The sequence below is a fragment of the Microvirga sp. P5_D2 genome (assembly GCF_054049475.1).
Map to the genome: position 1 here is coordinate 22,941 of NZ_JBFUMH010000011.1, position 20,028 is coordinate 42,968.

Here is a 20,028-nt window from a genome sequence, read left to right on the forward strand (position 1 = left end):
CGCTCATGGTGCAGGGCACCGGCTCGAACGTGGGCAAGTCGCTGCTCGTCGCGGGCCTCTGCCGAGTTTTCGCGCGGCGCGACCTGAAGGTTCGGCCCTTCAAGCCACAGAACATGTCGAACAACGCCGCTGTGACGGCGGATGGCGGCGAGATCGGCCGCGCTCAGGCGCTTCAGGCGCGGGCCGCCGGTGTTGCACCGAGTGTTCATATGAATCCGGTGCTACTGAAACCCCAGAGCGAGATCGGATCGCAGGTGGTGGTGCAGGGCCGTGTGGTCGGCACGGCGCGGGCGCGCGAATATCAATCATGGAAGCCGCGCCTCATGGAAGCCGTTCTCGACAGCTTCAAGCGTTTGTCTGGCGAGGCCGATCTTGTTCTCGTCGAAGGCGCGGGCTCTGCATCGGAGGTGAACCTGCGCGCGGGCGACATCGCCAATATGGGCTTTGCCCGCGCGGCCAATGTGCCGGTGGTGCTCGTCGGCGATATTGATCGGGGCGGCGTCATCGCGAGCCTCGTGGGCACGAAGGTGGTGCTCGACGAAGCCGATGCCGCCATGGTCAAAGGCTTTATCGTCAACCGTTTTCGGGGTGATCCTGCGTTGTTCGATGAAGGCATGCGCATCATCGCGGAACGCACGGGGTGGCAGGCGATGGGGCTTGTCCCACACTTCGCGGATGCCGCGCGCCTGCCTGCGGAGGACGGACTTGGTCTCAGAAGACAAGGAACGCAGAAGCGTGCGGGCTCCGTGGTGATCGCAGTTCCTGTCACGCCCTGGATTTCGAACTTCGACGATCTCGATCCCTTGCGCGAGGAGCCGGGAATAGAGGTGGTACTGATCGAGCCTGGAACGCCGCTTCCTGTCGATGCAGCCCTCGTTCTCCTGCCGGGATCGAAAACCACCATCGACGATCTGCTCTTCATTCGCGCACAGGGCTGGGACATCGATCTCAAGGCGCATGCGCGCCGGGGTGGGCATATTCTGGGGCTCTGCGGTGGTTATCAGATGCTGGGGCAGCGCATCGACGATCCTCTCGGCATCGAAGGTGAAGCAGGCCGCTCGATGGAAGGCTTGGGCCTTCTCGACGTGACGACGACGCTCACGGCCAGGAAGCGGCTCGAGGCGGTGACCGGTGTCACGATTTCTGATGGAACGCCGCTCTCAGGCTATGAAATGCATATCGGCGGAACCACAGGGCGGGAGGCTTCGGAGCGCCCCTTCGCGCGCCTGCAATCAGGCCATCTCGACGGTGCGGTTTCAAAGGATGGGCGTGTCACCGGCACCTATGTGCATGGCCTCTTCGCCGATGATAGCCAGAGAAGAAGCTGGCTTGAGCGGCTTGGGGCGGACAGCAGCGATCTCGCCTATGAAGCTCTGGTCGATGACATTCTTGATCGCTTTGCGGATCACCTGGAGACGCACCTCGATTGCGAAAAGCTACTCGCGATCAGCGCGCGATGAGATAGGCAATGAAAGCAAGGAGCGCAGCGAGAGCGAATTGCAGCCCGCAGGCAGTCTGATAAAGCACAAGCGCCCGCTCGATATCCTGCGCAGTCGCTTCCGCACGGCCATCGCCCATCCAGCGATCTTCAACTCTCACATCGCCATAGATCCGCGGTCCGGCTAGGCGCAAGCCCAGGGCTCCCGCCATCGCAGCCTCGGGCCAGCCGGCATTGGGCGAGCGGTGATGGCGGGCATCCCGCCATACAGCTTTAAGCGCATCGCATGCGGAGGCATTTCGGGTGAGGGCGGCTGCGGTGATGATGAGGAGGGCTGCCAAGCGCGAGGCCGGCAGGTTGATGAGATCGTCGAACCGCGCCGCCGCCCAGCCGAAGGCCTCGTGGCGGGGCGTGCGGTGTCCGATCATGCTGTCGGCGGTGTTGGCGGCCTTGTAGAGCACGCCACCCGGAAGGCCACCGAGTCCGAGCCAGAATGCAGGGGCCACAATGCCGTCCGAAAAATTCTCGGCCAGACTTTCGATGGCCGCGCGAGAGACTCCGGCCTCATCGAGGCTCTTCGGATTACGCCCGACGATCATGGACACGGCCTGCCGCCCTGCCTCAAGGCCATCCTCCTTCAAGCCTGTAGCGACAGCAGCCACATGATCGTGAAGGCTGCGCTGCGCCAGGAGGCTGCTGGCGAGGATGGAGAGAATCACCAAGCCCGTGATTCCGAGGGTAAGCAGGAGAGACTGCAAGATCGAGGCTGCCGTCCCCGTCACTGTGAGAAGAATCACCAGAGCCAGGATGCCTGCAGCACGGCGCATTCCGGGGGACCATGCTTCCCGGTTGAGACCGTGATCGAGGAGCTTGATCAGTCGGCCGATCCAGGTGACGGGATGCCCAATGGCCGTGTAAAGCCGGTTCGGATAACCGAAGGCTGTTTCAGTCGCGAGGGCGAGAATTAAGATGAGCAGGCTGTCGGACAGGACCATGGGTGAGATCGAATGAGTGAGACGCAGATCTGGCACGGAGGCGATTTGGGCGAAGCCGCAAGGCTTTTCCCCGATGCGCCCCAACCGTGGATCGACCTGTCGACGGGCATCAACCCCATACCCTATCCCATGCCCCCGCTGCCACCCTCCCTGTTCGAAAGGCTGCCGTCGCCGGGCGCCCATAAGGATCTGGAGCGCGCCGCCGCCGAAGCCTATCGGGCCGCTGACGCGGAGATGGTTGTGGCCGCGCCGGGAACGCAGGTTCTCATCAGTCTCCTGCCTGCCCTGTGGCAGCGCTCGCGCGTTGCCGTTCTGGGCCCGACCTATGCCGAACATGCGCGGGCATGGCGCCTGGCAGGCCACGAGGTTGTGGAATGCGAAACGCCTGAGCAGGCCGAGAACGCCGATATCCTCATCGTCGTGAACCCGAACAATCCTGATGGCCGGCTTTTTGCAAGGCAGGATCTGATGGTGATGTCCGACCGTCTCCGCGAACGGGGTGGCTGGCTGATCGTCGATGAAGCCTTTGCCGATTTCGATGCGGATGAGACGCTCGTTCCGCATCTATCGGACAATGCCATTGTCCTGCGCTCCTTCGGCAAGACCTATGGTCTGGCGGGAATAAGGCTCGGTTTTGCGATCTCCAGAATCGACATGGCTGGGAAACTGCGAGCGCTGCTTGGCCCGTGGGCCGTCTCGGGACCTGCCATCGAAGTTGGGCAGCAGGCCTTGCGAGATCGCGATTGGCTGGCCGCCACCCGTAGTGCGCGAGCCGCCGATGCCCGCCGCCTTGATGCAATTCTAGCTCCATGTTCCACATCTGCCCCGAAGGGCACGACGCTCTATCGCTTCATCGAGAGCGAGAGGGCGTCCGAACTTTTCACGCATCTGGGCCGCAGCGGCATCTGGGTGCGCCGCTTCGAGTATAATCCTCGGCTCCTCCGGTTTGGATTGCCGGGCTCGGAAGCCGCCTGGTTGCGGCTTGAGGAGGCAATCGCAACCTACCGGCGCTGAGCTTCACTACGCGCTTGCCGCAGTTTATACCGGCAATCCGCGAAGCGATGAAACCGCCGTCATGACGCCGCGAATTTCAGCGAGGCCTTTCAGGCGGCCGATAGCCGGATAGCCCGGATGGGTAGGCTTGCCCACATCGTCGAGCAGTTCATGCCCATGGTCCGGCCGGAAGGGAATGCGCCAGCGCGTGTCGCCTGCATCCTTCCGGCGCTTCTGTTCTTCCAGCAGGATGCTGACGATGGCGACCATGTCGGTGTCGCCTCCAAGATGGTCAGCCTCCATGAAGGATCCATCGGGGTCCTTGGCAACGTTGCGCAGATGCGCAAACCAGATGCGGTTCGCAAACCGCTTGGCGATCCCGGGAACATCATTCACAGGTCCGGCGCCCAGCGAGCCGCAGCAGAGCGTCAGGCCATTGGCGGGTGAATCGATGGTGTCGAGAATGAAGGCGATATCCTCTTCATTCGAGACGATGCGCGGCAAACCCATGAGCGAGCGTGGCGGATCGTCCGGATGAATGCACATGCGGATCCCAACCTCTTCCGCTGTCGGGATCACCTCACGTAGAAAGCGCGCGAGATTGGCTCGCAAAGCATCCTTGTCGATGCCACGATACCGGTCGAGCATCGCGCGCAGGCCCGGAATGTCGTAACGGTCATAGGCGCCGGGCAGGCCCGCCATGATGCTGTCGAGGAGTTTGCGCCGGTCGGTATCTGTCGAGCGGTCATACCATTCCCTGGCGCGTGTCAGGACTTCGCTCGAGAAGTCCGCTTCGGCGCCCGGGCGTTTGAGCATGAAGCAGTCGAAGGCTGCGAATTCATGCAGGTTGAAGCGCAGGGCCGTGCCACCGCCGGGCAGCGGTTGCGCGAGTTCCGTGCGCGTCCAGTCCACCACCGGCATGAAGTTGTAGCATATGGTGGTGACGCCGCATTGCGCGAGATTGCGCAGGGATTGGCGGTAATTGTCGAAGAGCGGCGTCAGGTCGCCTTCGCCGATCTTGATGCTCTCATGGATAGGCAGGCTTTCGACAACGCTCCACCGGAGGCCGAGCGATGCATCTGCTGCGATCTGCGCCTTGCGGCTCTCGATCTCCCCGACACTCCAGATGACGCCGTAGGGGATGTGGTGGAGAGCCGTCACGATGCCCGTCGCGCCGGTCTGACGAATATGGGGAAGTTCGACGGCATCGTCAGGGCCGAACCAGCGCCAGGCCTGTTCCATGGGGGTCTCCTCGCAGAATGGAGCCGATCTCGCGGCGGCTCTCGTTGAAGTCTTACATCACGGCACCGACCTGCCAGGGCAGGAATTCGGCGTCGCCATAACCGAGCTCTTCCGATTTTGAGCGCTCGCCGGAGGCAATCTTCAAAATCGTCTCAAAAATTTCTTGGCCCTTTTCGGCGATCGACACGCCGTCGAGGATGTCGCCGCAATCGATGTCCATGTCATCGATCATGCGGTGATAGATCTCGCTATTGGTGGCAAGCTTGATCGAGGGCGTCGGCTTGCAGCCATAGGCGGAACCGCGACCGGTGGTGAAGCACAGGATATTCGCGCCGCCCGCCACCTGCCCCGTCGCCGAGACCGGATCGTAACCGGGCGTATCCATGAACACGAAGCCCTTCGCGGTCACCGGCTCTGCATAACGATACACGCCCCGGAGGGTCGTGCTGCCGCCCTTGGCGGCAGCACCTAGGGACTTTTCGAGAATCGTAGTGAGTCCGCCGGCCTTATTGCCGGGGGAGGGATTGTTGTTCATCTCGCCGCGATTGCGGATGGTGTAATCCTCCCACCAATCGATCAGCCCGACGAGCTTTTCGCCAACCTCGCGCGTCGCCGCGCGGCGGGTGAGGAGATGCTCTGCGCCATAAATTTCCGGTGTCTCCGAGAGGATCGCCGTTCCGCCATGGCGAACCAGAAGGTCGACGGCTGCGCCCAGTGCCGGATTGGCCGTGATGCCTGAGTAACCATCCGATCCGCCACATTGTAGGGCCAGCATCAGCTCCGATGCAGGCACCGTCTCGCGCCGTGCTTTGTTCGCCAATGGCAGCATGTCACGGATCGCCGCGATGCCGGCCTCGACGGATTTCTTCGTGCCGCCCGTATCCTGGATCGTCAGCGACCGGAAGGTGTCGCTCTCTTCGATATTGTAGAGCTCCTTCCATCGACCGATCTGGAACACTTCGCAGCCGAGTCCCACCATGAGCACACCCGCCATGTTGGGATTGGAGGCATAGCCCCATTGCGTGCGCTTGAGAATCTCCGCGCCTTCGCCCTTCTGATCCATGCCGCAGCCGGTGCCGTGGACGAGGGGGATGACGCCGTCGATATTCGGATAACCATCGAGCAGCCCTGACCGTTCGACCTCGCGTGCGATGAAGCGCGCAACGGAAGCCGAGCAATTCACGCTGGTAAGGATCGCGAGATAATTGCGCGTGCCGACTTTGCCGTTCGAACGGCGGAAACCCTGGAATGTGGCCTGCAATTCGACGGGCAGGATCTCTTCAGCCTTTGCATCCTCGGCAAAATGATAATCGCGCGCGAAGGCATGCATCTCCATATTATGTTCGTGCAGCCACTCGCCCGGCTCGATCGGCTTTGCGGCAAAGCCGATGATCTGGCCAAACTTGAGAATCGGTTCGCCCTGGGCGATCGGCGCAATCGCCATCTTGTGCCCGCGTGGCACACGATCCTTGGCGGTGATGCCATGAAGAACGGAGCCGGGCACGATAGGATCGACGGCGACAACCAGTTTGTCGCTCTCGTGCAGGTGCACGCTGCGTGGCGACAGGGCAGGTTTGTCCAACATCGGTTCCATCCTTCAGGCGCGCCGGTTCGTAAAAGGAACCGGATGCGCTCAGGCGCTGAGTGCTTCGGGAGGCGAATTCGTCTCCGGTTCGAAAAGATCAGGGTGTTGTGCGGCGAGCTCCGGTAGCGAACGCAGGATCTCGCTCAAATGCTGCTTCATCGCCTGTTCGGCGGCGACAGGGTCCTTAGCTTTGATCGCATCCACGATGACGACGTGCTGCGCAAGCACCGCGTGTCGAGGAAGGGCCTTGGCCATATCGAGAAACCGCACCCGATCCATCTGAGGCTTGATGTCCTCGATCATCCGCCAGGCTGAGGGGCGTCCTGCAGTCTCGGCGAGAAGTCGATGGAACTCCTCATCGAGTGCGAGGAACTCCTCCGTGGAGGCGGAGCGCTGCACACGGCGCTGGCGTGTGAGGCTGGCGTTCAGCTCAGCAATCATCACAGGCGTAGCTTTCAAGGCCGCCTCGCGCACGACGGCCGATTCCACGGCGGTGCGGATAAAGCGGCCGTCCTCGACCGCAGTTTTCGAGATCTTCACGACCTGGGTGCCCCGCTGCGGCAGAACCCGTACGAGACCCGCCTCGCTCAGCTTGATCAAGGCTTCCCGGACCGGAGAGCGGCTGACTCCGAATCGCTGGGCAAGGTCTTGTTCCGACAGCATTTCCCCAGGCGCCAGCTGCATCGTCACGATGGCTTGGCGCAGGGCGCGCGTGACCTGGCGGGCCATGGGTTCACGGCCGGTATCGAGCTTGGCGATGGTCGGTCTATTAGTCATAAGTGGCACACTACCATACTAGTAGACCATTGCAAAGGAGATCGGATCACTCTAAAGTTTACCTAACGGTGCTTGAGAACCTGCCATTCAAGGCAGGGCAGGCGCCAAGGGAGAGCGCTATGCTGATCCATCCGGACCGGCTGTTTCCTGTAGAGCCTGCGGCCCGCGACGTGGCCCGCAGGCTGTATGCTGAAATCCGGGATCTGCCCATCGTCTCTCCGCATGGCCACACGGATCCGCGCTGGTACGCGGAGAACGAGCCCTTTCCCGATCCCGCCGCTCTCTTCGTTATCCCCGATCACTACATTTTCCGCATGCTCTACAGCCAGGGCGTGCGACTTGAAGATCTCGGCATCCCGACGAAGGATGGAGGCGCGGTGGAGAAAGATCCGCGCGCGATCTGGCGTCGCTTTGCGGCGCAGTACCATCTTTTCCGTGGCACGCCGACGCGCGCATGGCTCGACCATACCTTCGCAACGCTCTTCGGATTCACGGAGCGTCTCTCGGCGCAGAACGCCGATGCTTATTACGACCGGATCGATGAAGCTTTGCGCACGCCGGAGTTTCGCCCGCGCGCTCTTTTCGAGCGCTTCCGAATCGAGGCGATTGCCACGACGGAAAGCCCGCTCGATCCTCTGAAACATCATGAGACGATCCGGCAATCGGGCTGGAAGGGCCGAGTCGTGACGGCCTATCGTCCCGACCCTGTCGTCGATCCGGATTTCGACGGGTTTCGCGAGAATCTCGTACGCTTCGGTGAGATCACCGGCTGCGACACCTCCACCTGGGGCGGCTATCTGGAGGCGCATCGCAGGCGGCGCGCCTTCTTCCGTGAATACGGCGCAACCTCGACCGATCATGGGCATCCGACTGCGCGCACAGCCGATCTGTCCAAAGCCGATGCGGAATCCCTGTTCCGCCGCGTTTCAATGGGAGATATAAGCTCAGGCGACGCCGAGTTGTTCCGCGCTCAGATGCTGACCGAGATGGCGGCGATGAGCGTCGAGGACGGTATGGTCATGCAGATCCATCCGGGCTCATCGCGCAATCACAACAGCCAGATCTACACCCGTTTCGGCCGCGACATGGGGGCCGACATTCCCTCCCAGACGGATTATGTGAGCGCGCTCAAGCCGCTGCTCGACCGTTTCGGCAACGAGCCGGACCTGACAATCATCCTCTTCACGCTGGATGAGACGAGCTATTCGCGCGAGCTTGCGCCGCTCGCGGGTCACTATCCCGCTCTCAAGCTCGGCCCGGCCTGGTGGTTCTTCGATGCGCCGGAAGGCATGCGGCGCTTTCGTGAACATACGACGGAGACGGCAGGTTTCTACAACACCGTCGGCTTCAACGACGACACTCGGGCCTATCTGTCCATTCCGGCACGGCACGACGTCGCCCGCCGGGTGGACTGCGCCTATCTCGCCAATCTCGTGACGACTCATCGCCTCGATGAGGATGAGGCGCACGAGGTGGCTTACGATCTCGCATATCGCCTCGCGAAAGAGGCTTACAAGCTGTGAAGACGGGCACGGCCCTCGACGGCCATGCTGCACAGAACGGGAGGAAGACCATGATGAACCTGATCACCAGACGGACTTTTGTCGGCGGTGTCGCCGGCGCGGCGGGCATTGCAACGCTTGGCGGACGGGCCTTGGCCCAGCAGCTGCCGCTGCCGACAAGCCCTGTAACGCTCAACATCATCGACGTTGCAGGCAACCTAGCCCTGACCCAGAAGGCCATTGAAAACTATCGCAAGGCGAAGCCGAACCTCGTCTCGCGCATCACCTTCACGAAAGCGCCGGCTCCTGAACTCGCAGGCAAGATCAAGGCGCAGCAGGATGCGGGCCGAGTCGATATCGACCTCGTTCTCACCGGCACGGATGCGCTTTCTGCCGGCATCGACCAGAAGCTCTGGGTGGAGATGATCCCGCAGCATGCAGGCTCCCTGCCGAAGCTCGATGACATCTATCTTCCGCCCGCCGCCAAGATGCAGACGCTTGCCAAGGGGCAGGGCGTCGTCGTGACCTATTATCCGTCGGGCCCGCTGCTCGAATACATGCCCGACAAAGTGAAGACCGTGCCGACGACGGCCGAGGAATTGCTCGCCTACACCAAGGCCAATCCAGGCCGCTTCCTCTATGCGCGTCCCGCGAATTCCGGTCCGGGCCGCACCTTCATCATGGGGCTTCCTTATATCCTCGGCGACAGCAATCCGCAGGATCCGGCGAAGGGCTGGGACAAGACCTGGGCCTTCCTCAAGGAGATTGGACAGAACGTCGAGTATTATCCGTCGGGCACCGGCGCGGTGATGAAGGAACTCGGCGAAGGCTCGCGCGACATGACCGTGTCGACCACCGGCTGGGACATCAATCCGCGCGTTCTCGGTGTCGTGCCGAAGGAGGCGAAGGTCGCAGCGCTCAAAGGCTTCCACTGGGTTGCGGACGCTCATTACATGTGCGTGCCCAAGGGATTGTCGAACGAGAAGGTGGCTGTCCTCATCGACCTCATGAACTTCCTGCTCACCAAGGAGCAGCAGGCTTACACCTACGATGAAGGCTACTTCTATCCGGGTCCGGCCGTGAAGGGCGTGACGCTCGACATGGCTCCGCCGGAAAGCCAGGCCGCCATCAAGGAATTCGGTCGTCCCGAATATGAGAAGTGGATTGCCGAGAACCCCATCGAACTACCGCTTCAGCCCGAGCAGATGGTCGTCGCCTTCCGCATGTGGGACGAGCAGGTAGGCGCACAGAAGCGCAAGTAAGACAAGGCAAGCGAAGGACCCGCGATGACCATTGCCCTTTCTCAATTCGACGAAGTCCGGCTCGATCGTGTCAGCCGTGACTTCGGGGCTCTCAACGCCCTGCGCGATATCTCCCTCACCATCCGGCGGCGCGAGTTCATCGCGCTGCTCGGCCCATCGGGCTGCGGGAAATCGACGACGTTGAACTGCATCGCGGGCCTTCTGCCTGTGACCGGAGGCGCGATCTGGCTCGACAAGAGCCGGGTCGACACCTTGCGTCCCGAGGAGCGCGGATTCGGCATGGTGTTCCAGAATTACGCCCTGTTCCCGCACCTCAACGTGCGACAGAATATCGGCTTCGGCCTCAAGATGCGCGGGCGGCCGAAGGCGGAAATCGACCGCAAGGTCGAGGAGGCCTTGAACCTCGTGCGTCTCAACGGCCAGGAAAACAAGCTGCCGGGGCAGCTCTCCGGCGGCCAGCAGCAGCGCGTGGCGATTGCCCGCGCCATCGTCATCGAGCCGCCGCTCGTGCTCATGGACGAGCCGTTGTCGAACCTCGACGCGAAGCTGCGTCTCGAAATGCGCGCCGAGATCAGGCGCATTCATAACGAACTGGGTGCCACCACGATCTATGTGACGCACGATCAGGACGAGGCCCTGTCGCTGGCCGACCGCATCGTCGTTCTGCGCGATGGTGTCGTGCGTCAGGTCGGATCGCCGAAGGAGCTTTATGAGGCGCCTTCCCATCTCGACGTGGCGGACTTCATGGGCTTCCGCAACAAGCTGCGCGGCAAAGTGGTGGCAATCGAGGGCGGCCGTGCCGTGATCGACGTTGAGGGATCGCGCCTCAGCGGCGTCTCGCGGGAGACATTGTCTGTCGGCTCCAGTGCCTATGCGGCCATCCGTTCCGATGATCTCGAACTCGGTGAGCCCGGCCCGAACTCCCTGGCGGTGACTGTCGACACCATCGAATATCGCGGACGGGAATTTGTCGGCACGGCACATACCGCAAGCGGGCTCGATGTTGTGTTCCGCTCGCATCTGCCTGTGGAGCCAGGATCATCCGTGCATCTGCGTGCCGACGATCAGCGCATTCTCGTCTTCGCGGAGCCGATCCAGGGGAGGAACTGATGGACACCCTTGTCACAGCAACGCCCATCGAACACGGCCCGAGCCTGCGCCAGCGGCTTGCCGCCCGCGGCTTCGATGCGGTGACGCTTCTCGTCATCCCCGCCGCCATCTTCAGCCTGCTGCTCTTCGTCTATCCCTTCGCCTTCGGCTTTCTTCTCTCCTTCGAGCCGAAGAACGGAGGCTGGCTTGCCAATTACCAGCGCTTCTTCTCCGATCCGTACCTCTACGACACGATCGGCAAGACCCTGGGGCTCGCGATTCCGACCACGTTGCTCAATCTCGTCCTGGCGGTTCCCATCGCGTTTCGCGTGCGTCTCCTGCGCCGTCAGCGCCTTCTCACGACGATCCTCGTGTTGCCGATCACGCTTGGCACGGTTCTCGTCGCAGAGGGATTGCTGAACTACCTCGGGCCGCAGGGCTGGTTCAATCGCACGCTCATGACGTTCGGCCTGATCTCTCAGCCGCTCAAGCTCGTGCATAATTACTGGGGCGTCTTCGCCTCGCTCGTGATTACCGGTTTCCCTTTCACCTTCCTGCTCACTCTCTCCTATGTCACGGGCATCGATCCGGCGCTGGAACAGGCAGGCGCGACCTTGGGCGCGAACGCATGGCAGCGTTTCCGGCACATCTACCTACCGCTTCTCATGCCGGGCTTTGCCATCACCTTCTGCTTGTCCTTCGTTCAGGCCTTCTCGGTGTTCCCCTCTGCGGTTCTGCTAGGCGAGCCGGCAGGCCTGACGCGTGTGATCTCGATTGCGGCCTATCAGGCGGCGTTCGAAGAATATGATTACTCCATGGCTTCCGCAGTCGCGATGATCATGGGCTTCGTACAGCTTGCCATCGTGGTGGCGATGCTGTCGGCACGTGGCCTGTTCTATCGCGGCCCTGCTTCCGGCGCGAAAGGGTAAAACGATGATCCGCGATACCACACTTGGCGCAAAACTCTGGGCCGCGGCCATCTGGTTTTTGGTCGGATTCTTCGTTCTGAACCTTTTGGCGATGATCGGGACCGTGGTTACCAGTTCCTTCGCCACGCGCTGGCTCGGCACATGGCTGCCGGTCGGCTGGACAACGCGCTGGTATTCTTCTGCCTGGAACGAATTCCAACTATGGGACGTGCTGATGGTGACCTTCCAGGTCGTCGGTGCGGTCGTTCTCATCTCGGGCGTTCTCGGCGTCACGGCCGCTTATGCGCTGGCTCGCCGTGATTTTCCCGGCAAGCGCCTGCTCGTTCTTCTATTCCTGCTGCCTCTGTTGATTCCGCCCATCACCTTCGGCATTCCACTGGCTACCGTGCTTTACCGGACAGGTCTCGCCGGAACGTTCTGGGGCGTTGTGGCGGCCAATCTCGTGCCGACGGTTCCCTTCGTGATCCTCGTCATGATACCGTTCATCGAGCAGATCGATCCGAAGATCGAGGCGGCGGCGCGCGTGTTCGGCGCCAACACGTTCAAGCTCTTCATTCATGTGCTCCTGCCGCTGCTCCTGCCCGGGATCCTGGCGGCGCTCCTGCTGGTGCTCGTGCGTACCATCGCCATGTTCGAACTGACATTCCTAGTCGCCGGACCGACCAGCCAGACCTTGGTGGTTGCTCTCTACTACGCGGTGTTCGCGGCGGGCGTCCGCGCCGTGCAATCCATCGACGCCATGGCGGTGGTCTACATGGTCACGACCCTCGTGTGGCTTGTCATCGCGCTGCGCTTCGTCAACCCGACGCAGATCGTCACCCGCGCGAAGCAACAGCCGGCGCATTGAGGAAACGATGGCAGATCGTCTGAACGAGAGCACGCTTGGCCGGCTACCGGCAGGAATCGCGCGGCCCCGCTATGACCGACGTGCGATGAGGACAGGCATCGTGCACCTGGGCGTCGGCGCCTTCCACCGTGCCCATCAGGCGGTCTACACGGACGAGGTCATGGTGCTCGATCCCAAATGGGGCATCGTGGCCGCAAGCTTGCGCAGCGCAGATACTTACGACGCTCTTGAGCCGCAGGATGGGCTCTATACCTTGTCGGTGCGCTCACAGGAGGGCGAGGCTCTGCGCGTGATCGGCTCCATCAGCCGCGTCATCGTTGCGCCGCGCGCCATCGACGATCTGCTCGCCGTCATGAGCAATCCGGGAATCCGTATCGTGAGCCTTACTGTCACCGAGAAAGGTTATTGCCATGATCCGGCGACTGGGACGCTGAACGAAGCTCATCCCGATATCGTGCACGATCTGGCGAATCTGCATGCTCCACGCTCGGCTCCGGGATTCATTATCGAAGCGCTTCGCCGCCGGCGTGATGCAGGCGTTCCTCCCTTCACGATTCTCACCTGCGATAACCTTCCTTCCAACGGTCGCACGGTCAAACGGGTGCTCACTCGGTTTGCCGAATTGATCTCTCCTGAGTTGGGCCGGTTCGTTGCGGACGAAGTATCCTGTCCCTCGACTATGGTGGACCGGATCGTGCCGGCAACCAGCGACGAGGATCGGACGCGGATTACCGGGGCCCTTGGCGTCGCCGATGCATGGCCCGTCGTGACGGAGCCCTTCACTCAATGGGTGATCGAAGATCRCTTCCCGCAAGGACGTCCGGCCTGGGAGGAGGCGGGCGCCGAGTTCGTGTCGGATGTCGAGCCCTATGAACATATGAAGCTCCGTCTGCTCAACGGCAGCCACTCGACATTGGCCTATCTGGGTTACCTCTCAGGATACGAGACGGTTGCCGACACCATAGCCGATCCGGCTTTCGTGCGGTTGATCGAGGGCCTCATGAACGAAGAGGTCACGCCCACACTCCACATGCCCGTAGCCACCAATCTCGCGCCATACAAACGCGCGCTCATCGAGCGCTTCAAGAATCCGGCCCTGAAGCACCGCACCTGGCAGATCGCCATGGACGGATCGCAGAAGCTGCCTCAGCGCCTGCTCGGAACGGTCCGGGATCGTCTTCGCGTCGATGCGCCGATCAACCGTCTCGCCCTCGGCGTCGCCGCCTGGATGCGTTACGTGACAGGGATCGATGAAAAGGGCGCGCCGATCGATGTGCGAGATCCCATGGCGGCCCGCTTACAGGAGGCGGCACAGAGAGCGGGCGCGAATGCCGAACGGTTGGCCGGGGAATTATTTGCTGTGCGAGAGATTTTTGGAGATGACCTCCCCGGCGACGCGCGCTTCACGGGCCCTGTGACCGTTGCACTCAAGAAGCTGTATGCCCAAGGCGCCAAGCAGAGTGTCGCTGAATTCAGTATACCCGCTACCGACATCTGACGGTTTCCTACAACCATCCATTGACCTCTCGCATGGGGTAGAACTTATTCCCCTTCCTAAGAAATAGCAGCGCTGTGGTTTGGTGGCAGCGAAGGCACTCGGGGTTGAATAAGATTGAAGTATGGGCATGCGATGCTTCAACTTTATTTCGCTTTATCAAAGGCCGCTTGTTTGAGATGGTGGCGCATCAGCGTCTTCATAAATTGAAGTTGCTGAGTACTGGAATCGGTTTGCCCGTTCATGCTTATGCCTGCGAGGCAATGGGTTGTGCCTTGAACGGATCGGCGCCCAAGATCAGGCGGCGCCATTAGTATCCTGTAACACTGCTTAATTGTTCACATCGGCGATCTGGGTTGCGGCTACGGGGCTCTCTCAAGCCTTGAGGACGTATCTACACAATCGAGCCATCCAATCCACTGAAGGAGAGAAACGATGGGTATCATCACGACGAAAGACGGCACGGAAATCTTCTACAAGGATTGGGGCACCGGACAGCCCATCGTCTTCCATCACGGATGGCCGTTGAGCGCGGACGATTGGGACAACCAGATGCTGTTCTTTCTTCATCAGGGTTATCGAGTCATCGCCCATGACCGTCGCGGACATGGGCGCTCCACACAGACCGCCGCCGGCCACGAGATGGATACCTATGCCGACGATGTGTTGCAGCTTGTCGAGGCGCTCGACCTGAGGGATGCAATCCATATCGGCCATTCCACCGGCGGCGGTGAAGTGACGCGCTATCTGGGACGGCATGGCACCAGCCGCGCCGCGAAGGCCGTGCTGATCGGCGCCGTACCACCCGTCATGGTCAAGTCGGAGAAAAACCCGGGTGGTCTGCCGATCGAGGTATTCGACGGCTTCCGCACGGCGCTGGCCGCCAACCGGGCGCAGCTCTACATCGACATTCCGGTTGGGCCTTTCTACGGCTTCAATCGCTCTGGCGCAAAGGTTTCACAGGGCATCATCGACAATTGGTGGCGCCAGGGCATGATGGGCGGCACCAACGCGCACTATGACTGCATCAAGGCCTTCTCGGAAACGGACTTCACGGAAGACCTGAAGAAGATCGACATTTCGGTCCTCGTGATGCACGGCGACGACGATCAGATCGTGCCTTTCGCCGACTCGGCGCCTCTGTCGGTAAAGTTGCTGAAGCAGGGAACGTTGAAAGTTTATGAGGGGCTGCCGCACGGCCTCTGCACGACCCATCCCGACATCGCCAATGCGGACCTTCTCGCATTCATCAAGGGCTGAGCCTGGGCCATAAAAGAAGAAGGCGCCATGACCGCATACAATCAGCTGTCTGCGAGCGAGGAATTTCTCGACGGCACAGGCGGGTCACGGATCTTGGTCAGGTCGTAGAGCCCCGCAACTCCGCCGCGAGGGGTCGTAGGGAACTGCCACGGCGTGAAACCTTCTCGGCCTCTTTATGCCAAGAGCCTCTCGGGCGGACCGAGAGGCTCCGCAAGCCTGCGTGAAGCACTGAGCCTTATGCGCGCTCTTCCCAGATCTTGGCGAGTTCGACGATGGTCTTCACTGCCTTTTCCATGTCCTGGCTGCTGACGAATTCCAGCGGGGAATGGAAGGCGTGGCCGCCCGCGAAGATGTTGGGGCAGGGYAATCCCATGAACGAGAGGCGCGAACCGTCCGTGCCGCCGCGAATGCTGCCGCGCACCGGGTCCATGCCGGCCCGGCTGATCGCTTCCACCGCATACTCGACGATCTCGGGGTGCCGGTCGAGCACGACCTTCATGTTGCGGTACTGCTCTTTCACGGTGAAGGTGTAGCTGGAACCCGGATAGCTTTCCATCACCTCCTTGGTGATCTTCTCCAGCAACGCTTCCTTGGTCTTGAGGCCTTCTTCCGTGAAGTCTCGAATGATGAAGCTGAGCTTTGCCTTCTCCATTACGCCGGAAAGGCCGGTCGGATGAATGAAGCCGTCACGGCCCTTCGTGGTTTCGGGCGCCATATCCTTCGGCAGGCGAGCGACGATGGCGCCGGCGATCCTGATGGCGTTCTCCATCTTGCCGTAGGCGAAGCCTGGATGGATCGCCACGCCCTTGATGGCTATCTCGACCGCATCGGCGGAGAAGGTCTCGTCCTCGATGGTGCCAGCCGTCTCGCCGTCCAACGTGTAACCGAAATCGGCGCCGAGCTTTTGCAGGTCCACCTTGTCGACACCGCGGCCGATCTCTTCGTCCGTGGTGAACAGGATGCGGATGGTGCCGTGCCGGATTTCCGGGTTGCTGATCAGAAATTCCGCCGCCGTCATGATTTCGGCGATGCCGGCCTTGTCGTCAGCACCCAATAGCGTGGTGCCGTCCGACGTGACGATATCGTTGCCAATTAGGTCTTTCAGCACGGGATGATCGGAAATCTTGATGACCTGGCTGGAATCGCCGGGAAGCCGGATGTCGCCGCCCTGGTAGTTCTTGATCACCTGCGGCTTGACGTTGGTGCCGCTGAAATCCGGCGCCGTATCCATGTGGGCACAGATGCAGATGACGGGAATGTTGTTCTTTGGCGAGTTGGATGGAATGGTCGCATAGACATAGCCATGCTCGTCGAGATGCGCGTCGGAGACGCCGATCTCAAGAAGCTCCTCGACCAGCAGGCGCCCCAGGTTCTTCTGCTTTTCGGTCGAAGGCTGGGTAGGAGATGCGGCATCGGATTGGGTGTCGATGACGACATAACGGAGGAAACGGTCGGTAACGCTGGTAGCCATGGGCACGATCCGGTTGAAAGAGAAGGTCGATGACTTTTAGCGGGCCAAAGTCCTCTCGGGAATGGGGTGCCATAAAGTTCCTTCCGGACGAGCCTCCCCGGCCACCGGACGCCTGCCGGCTTGTCTGAGAGGGCAGTTGGGCTTTATGTGGGCCTATGTTCACGCTGGAACGAACTGAGACCCTCGAGCAGGTCATCAAGAAGAGCCGGTTCGTTGCCGCAGCCGGCCCCATCGCGGGAGAGCCTGCCGCAAAGGCTTTTATCGCGGCCCATTCCCATCCCACCGCTAACCACAATTGCTGGGCCTGGCGGGTGGGGCAGACCTACCGGTTCAGCGACGACGGCGAGCCCAGCGGCACGGCGGGTAAGCCGATCCTGCAGGCCATCGACCGCCTTCAACTCGATAACGTCGCGGTCGTGGTGACCCGCTGGTTCGGTGGCGTGCTTCTTGGAAGCGGGGGGCTGATCCGAGCCTATGGCGGGACTGCGGCTGCCTGTCTGCGCGCAATGCCTCTGGTGGAGATAACCGCCGTTCAGGAAGCAACCATCATTGCAGTATTCTCCGACCTCGCACTGGTAAAGGCACGGCTTGCCGGTGTGGGTGGTGTCCTGATCCAGGATGAGACTTTTACGGGAACAGGCGCCATCATCAAAGCGGCGCTTCCCGAGGCAATCGCCCAGCAGGTTACCCAAATGCTCACGGATGTCACGAGCGGGCGGGCGCAGATCAAGCTGCCCTCAAAGTAAGAGTGGGGCGCCTTGATCAAGCGAGCCTTGGCATACGAATCTCAAAGCCTGCTCCGCTTTCCGGTGACAGAAGCTGGATCGAACCTCCATGCGCGCGCAGCATCGCTTGGACGATCCCGAGGCCCATGCCCGTGCCGCCGGCTTCACGGCGTGTCGTGAAGAATGCGTCGAAGATCCGGTCCCTATTGGCCCCGGAGATCCCTTCACCGTCATCGCAGATGGTGACGACGACCTCATGATCGGATGTGAGCGCAGAGATGTGCAAAGATTTCGCGTGATGGCGCACGGAATTGTCGGCGAGGTGGGAGAGAACGATGAACAGGTTCTCGGCCGATATGGCGATCCGGCAATCGTGTGGCTCGCACACCTGTATATTCAAGCTCGGATAGGCGCTTTTGAGGTCTACAATCGTTGCCGAGAGGAGGGCCGTACCGCTCATCTGCGGATTGTCGGCACGGGCCAGTTCGCGCAGGCGGTGGAGCATCAATGTCAGCCGCGTCGTGTCGGAGATGATGTTATCCAGAAAGCGGAGGCGTTCAGGATCCGTCATGGAAGCGGATTCTGAGTGCACGTCGTCACGCAAAAGCTCTGCGGCGCCCTGGATCGATGTCAGCGGTGTCGTCAATTCGTGCGAGACATGGGCGGCGAAGGTCGCGATATAGTCGGAGCGGTCATGCAGCCGCTCCGCCATGTCAATGAAGCTTTGGGACAGCAAGGCTATTTCCCGGGTTCCGTGATGAGAGAGAGGCAGCAAGGCATTGCGGTTTCCGTGCCCGACTTCGAGCGTTCGAGACACAAGCGCGTTGATGGGGCCGGTGATGGCGCGGGAAAAAACCAGGCCGATGATAATCGTGGCGCCGAGAACCATGAGGCCCGCGAGGATGAACTTTCGCTGCTCGCCATAGATGTGCTTGATGATGTTGTTGGGCGTGCGGGAGGCATAGATCACACCCGCGACACGGCCTTGCACGACAACAGGCATGGCGGCGAAGACGCGAATGCGCGTTCCCTGGCTTAAGGAGTATAGCGGCGGAGGCGGCTCGTTGGAGATGCGTGTGCGCAGGACGGCCTTATAACGGCCTTGGAGCGCCTGCGCGACCTCCTCTATATGCGCCAGGGACAGGCCGAGTTCTTGTCGTCCCGCAATGACAACGCCGTTCCCGTCAAGCAATCTGAAACCCGCAAGGGTCACCGATTGTGTCTTCAGCGCGATGGGCTGCAATCGCTGGCCGATGGCGACCATTGGAGGAGCGGGCTGGCTCAGAGCCTGGGCGGCCTCCGGCCTGGGGCCGAGTACGTCGTCACTCGTCAAGTCGAGCGACGGTTGGAGGGACTGGTCGAAGTTTCCGCCGGTGGACGGAGCAGGAGCCACCGGCGCACCCAAAGCCAGCTCCGGGTCGGCTGTCGTTTCCACTTCATGTGCGAAGGACGCTGCAAGGGCGGCGCTCTGGGCAATCAGCTCGGCCTCGGTCTGGCGCACGAGTTCGTTCTCGTAGAGCCGGAAGAAGAAAAGGCTCACGAGCGGCAACGTCAGCACGGTCACGAGGACGATGAAGACGATCATCCCAAGCGTTGGCCGCCACTTGGCCGGAACGTTTCTGGTCATGCGGCGGACTCGCAGGAGCCGAGTCTGAATCCCACGCCATGCACCGTTTCGATGATGTTGCCGCAACCGACCGCATTGAACTTCGCGCGGATGTTGCGGATATGGCTGTCAATGGTCCTATCGGAGACATAGATCTGAATGTCGTAGGCCGCATTCATGATCTGCTCGCGGGTGAGCACAAGGCTCGGCCTTGAGACGAAGTTTTTCAGGATCGTGAATTCAAGGCCAGTCAACGACACGGGCGATCCGGCGAATTCCACCGCATGGCGTGAGACGTCCATCGACAGACGCCCCTGCGACAGAAGCTTGCTCTCGATCGGCGCGCCACCCGCCTTTGCCGCCATGCGCCGGAGGATGACGTTGATGCGGGCCACCAATTCGCGCGGGCTGAAAGGCTTGGTGACATAATCGTCGCCGCCGATTTCGAGGCCGAGGATGCGGTCGATCTCCTCATCCCGCGCCGAGAGAAACAGGATCGGCACATCGGAGGTCTTGCGGATCCGGCGGCAGACTTCCAGCCCATCCATTTCCGGAATGCCGATGTCGAGCACGATCAGGTCCGGAGAGAAGTCCAGGAAGCGGTTCAGCGCTTCCTGGCCATCCCTCGCGACGGTGGTGGTCATGCCGCCCTTCTCCAAGGCGAAGCAGATGACCTCCCGGATATGTGGGTCGTCATCGACGACAAGGATCCGGTGCACCACTTCTATCTTTTTGAGGGCAGGTAGGCAGTGGGCTCCGGGAGGGCTTGGATGAGTTCATGCCGCCAAGCTGCCAGCGGACTTTGCAGAAAG

The 20,028-nt window shown here is 61.3% G+C and carries 17 protein-coding genes; 10 read left to right on the plus strand and 7 right to left on the minus strand.

The window, feature by feature from the left end; genetic code table 11:
* Positions 1–5 precede the first annotated feature (5 nt).
* Positions 6–1,460: a cobyric acid synthase gene (locus tag ACXJKO_RS05965; RefSeq protein ID WP_457090207.1), complete on the plus strand. Its 1,455-nt coding sequence runs from the start codon at positions 6–8 to the stop codon at positions 1,458–1,460.
* On the opposite strand, the gene cbiB is transcribed toward ACXJKO_RS05965, so the two are convergent.
* Positions 1,447–2,433 (minus strand): adenosylcobinamide-phosphate synthase CbiB, encoded by a 987-nt coding sequence (cbiB, locus tag ACXJKO_RS05970; protein ID WP_457090170.1) that lies wholly within the window; start codon positions 2,431–2,433, stop codon positions 1,447–1,449. The genes ACXJKO_RS05965 and cbiB overlap by 14 nt on opposite strands.
* A 12-nt stretch (positions 2,434–2,445) precedes the next feature.
* Between cbiB and cobD the strand changes: the two genes are divergently transcribed.
* On the plus strand, positions 2,446–3,447 hold the full coding sequence (gene cobD / locus ACXJKO_RS05975) for a threonine-phosphate decarboxylase CobD (protein ID WP_457090171.1): 1,002 nt from the start codon (positions 2,446–2,448) through the stop codon (positions 3,445–3,447).
* Positions 3,448–3,471: 24 nt separating this feature from the next.
* Here the strand turns inward: cobD and uxuA are convergent, their stop codons facing one another.
* Genes uxuA through ACXJKO_RS05990 form a run of 3 tightly spaced genes read right to left on the minus strand, consistent with a single transcriptional unit; the run spans position 3,472 to position 7,030 of the window.
* Positions 3,472–4,668, minus strand: a complete 1,197-nt coding sequence (gene uxuA, locus ACXJKO_RS05980) for a mannonate dehydratase (RefSeq protein WP_457090172.1) — start codon at positions 4,666–4,668, stop codon at positions 3,472–3,474.
* Between the two features lie 52 nt (positions 4,669–4,720).
* Positions 4,721–6,253: a UxaA family hydrolase gene (locus ACXJKO_RS05985; RefSeq protein WP_457090173.1), complete on the minus strand. Its 1,533-nt coding sequence runs from the start codon at positions 6,251–6,253 to the stop codon at positions 4,721–4,723.
* A 48-nt stretch (positions 6,254–6,301) separates the two neighbouring features.
* Positions 6,302–7,030 carry a GntR family transcriptional regulator gene (locus ACXJKO_RS05990; RefSeq protein WP_457090174.1) on the minus strand — a complete coding sequence of 243 codons (729 nt, stop codon included), beginning with the start codon at positions 7,028–7,030 and terminating at the stop codon, positions 6,302–6,304.
* Between the two features lie 119 nt (positions 7,031–7,149).
* On the opposite strand from ACXJKO_RS05990, the gene uxaC reads away from it, so the two are divergent.
* From uxaC to ACXJKO_RS06025, 7 genes are all read left to right on the plus strand, one after another.
* Positions 7,150–8,553: a glucuronate isomerase gene (gene uxaC, locus ACXJKO_RS05995; RefSeq protein ID WP_457090175.1), complete on the plus strand. Its 1,404-nt coding sequence runs from the start codon at positions 7,150–7,152 to the stop codon at positions 8,551–8,553.
* A 50-nt stretch (positions 8,554–8,603) separates the two neighbouring features.
* Positions 8,604–9,794, plus strand: coding sequence for an ABC transporter substrate-binding protein (locus tag ACXJKO_RS06000; RefSeq protein ID WP_457090176.1), 1,191 nt, complete (start codon positions 8,604–8,606; stop codon positions 9,792–9,794).
* Between the two features lie 24 nt (positions 9,795–9,818).
* On the plus strand, positions 9,819–10,904 hold the full coding sequence (locus tag ACXJKO_RS06005) for an ABC transporter ATP-binding protein (RefSeq protein ID WP_457090177.1): 1,086 nt from the start codon (positions 9,819–9,821) through the stop codon (positions 10,902–10,904).
* A complete protein-coding gene (locus tag ACXJKO_RS06010; RefSeq protein ID WP_457090178.1) occupies positions 10,904–11,812 on the plus strand; it encodes an ABC transporter permease in 909 nt (302 codons plus the stop codon). The genes ACXJKO_RS06005 and ACXJKO_RS06010 overlap by 1 nt, the downstream gene beginning before the upstream one ends.
* Before the next feature lie 4 nt (positions 11,813–11,816).
* Positions 11,817–12,659, plus strand: a complete 843-nt coding sequence (locus ACXJKO_RS06015) for an ABC transporter permease (protein ID WP_457090179.1) — start codon at positions 11,817–11,819, stop codon at positions 12,657–12,659.
* A 7-nt stretch (positions 12,660–12,666) separates the two neighbouring features.
* Positions 12,667–14,157: a mannitol dehydrogenase family protein gene (locus ACXJKO_RS06020; RefSeq protein ID WP_457090180.1), complete on the plus strand. Its 1,491-nt coding sequence runs from the start codon at positions 12,667–12,669 to the stop codon at positions 14,155–14,157.
* A 432-nt stretch (positions 14,158–14,589) separates the two neighbouring features.
* Positions 14,590–15,414, plus strand: a complete 825-nt coding sequence (locus ACXJKO_RS06025) for an alpha/beta fold hydrolase (RefSeq protein ID WP_457090181.1) — start codon at positions 14,590–14,592, stop codon at positions 15,412–15,414.
* Between the two features lie 235 nt (positions 15,415–15,649).
* Here ACXJKO_RS06025 and pepT read toward each other — a convergent pair whose 3' ends face one another.
* Positions 15,650–16,885 (minus strand): peptidase T, encoded by a 1,236-nt coding sequence (gene pepT / locus ACXJKO_RS06030; protein WP_457090182.1) that lies wholly within the window; start codon positions 16,883–16,885, stop codon positions 15,650–15,652.
* Positions 16,886–17,040: 155 nt separating this feature from the next.
* On the opposite strand from pepT, the gene ACXJKO_RS06035 reads away from it, so the two are divergent.
* Complete coding sequence (locus ACXJKO_RS06035; RefSeq protein ID WP_457090183.1) at positions 17,041–17,631, plus strand: IMPACT family protein; 591 nt, start codon at positions 17,041–17,043, stop codon at positions 17,629–17,631.
* 16 nt (positions 17,632–17,647) lie between these two features.
* On the opposite strand, the gene ACXJKO_RS06040 is transcribed toward ACXJKO_RS06035, so the two are convergent.
* Both ACXJKO_RS06040 and ACXJKO_RS06045 read right to left on the minus strand, forming a co-directional pair.
* A complete protein-coding gene (locus ACXJKO_RS06040; protein WP_457090184.1) occupies positions 17,648–19,237 on the minus strand; it encodes a HAMP domain-containing sensor histidine kinase in 1,590 nt (529 codons plus the stop codon).
* Positions 19,234–19,938, minus strand: a complete 705-nt coding sequence (locus ACXJKO_RS06045; protein ID WP_457090185.1) for a response regulator transcription factor — start codon at positions 19,936–19,938, stop codon at positions 19,234–19,236. The genes ACXJKO_RS06040 and ACXJKO_RS06045 overlap by 4 nt, the downstream gene beginning before the upstream one ends.
* Positions 19,939–20,028 lie beyond the last annotated feature (90 nt).

What these genes read in the sequence shown, in the direction of transcription:
- ACXJKO_RS06010 (WP_457090178.1), top strand. Translation starts at nt 10,904, where the DNA reads ATGGACACCCTTGTCACAGCAACGCCCATCGAACACGGCCCGAGCCTG.
- ACXJKO_RS05990 (WP_457090174.1), bottom strand. Translation starts at nt 7,030, where the DNA reads ATGACTAATAGACCGACCATCGCCAAGCTCGATACCGGCCGTGAACCC.
- ACXJKO_RS06040 (WP_457090184.1), bottom strand. Translation starts at nt 19,237, where the DNA reads ATGACCAGAAACGTTCCGGCCAAGTGGCGGCCAACGCTTGGGATGATC.
- ACXJKO_RS06025 (WP_457090181.1), top strand. Translation starts at nt 14,590, where the DNA reads ATGGGTATCATCACGACGAAAGACGGCACGGAAATCTTCTACAAGGAT.
- cobD (WP_457090171.1), top strand. Translation starts at nt 2,446, where the DNA reads ATGAGTGAGACGCAGATCTGGCACGGAGGCGATTTGGGCGAAGCCGCA.
- ACXJKO_RS06015 (WP_457090179.1), top strand. Translation starts at nt 11,817, where the DNA reads ATGATCCGCGATACCACACTTGGCGCAAAACTCTGGGCCGCGGCCATC.
- ACXJKO_RS05965 (WP_457090207.1), top strand. Translation starts at nt 6, where the DNA reads ATGGTGCAGGGCACCGGCTCGAACGTGGGCAAGTCGCTGCTCGTCGCG.
- ACXJKO_RS06035 (WP_457090183.1), top strand. Translation starts at nt 17,041, where the DNA reads ATGTTCACGCTGGAACGAACTGAGACCCTCGAGCAGGTCATCAAGAAG.
- ACXJKO_RS05985 (WP_457090173.1), bottom strand. Translation starts at nt 6,253, where the DNA reads ATGTTGGACAAACCTGCCCTGTCGCCACGCAGCGTGCACCTGCACGAG.
- ACXJKO_RS06005 (WP_457090177.1), top strand. Translation starts at nt 9,819, where the DNA reads ATGACCATTGCCCTTTCTCAATTCGACGAAGTCCGGCTCGATCGTGTC.
- uxaC (WP_457090175.1), top strand. Translation starts at nt 7,150, where the DNA reads ATGCTGATCCATCCGGACCGGCTGTTTCCTGTAGAGCCTGCGGCCCGC.
- uxuA (WP_457090172.1), bottom strand. Translation starts at nt 4,668, where the DNA reads ATGGAACAGGCCTGGCGCTGGTTCGGCCCTGACGATGCCGTCGAACTT.
- cbiB (WP_457090170.1), bottom strand. Translation starts at nt 2,433, where the DNA reads ATGGTCCTGTCCGACAGCCTGCTCATCTTAATTCTCGCCCTCGCGACT.
- ACXJKO_RS06000 (WP_457090176.1), top strand. Translation starts at nt 8,604, where the DNA reads ATGATGAACCTGATCACCAGACGGACTTTTGTCGGCGGTGTCGCCGGC.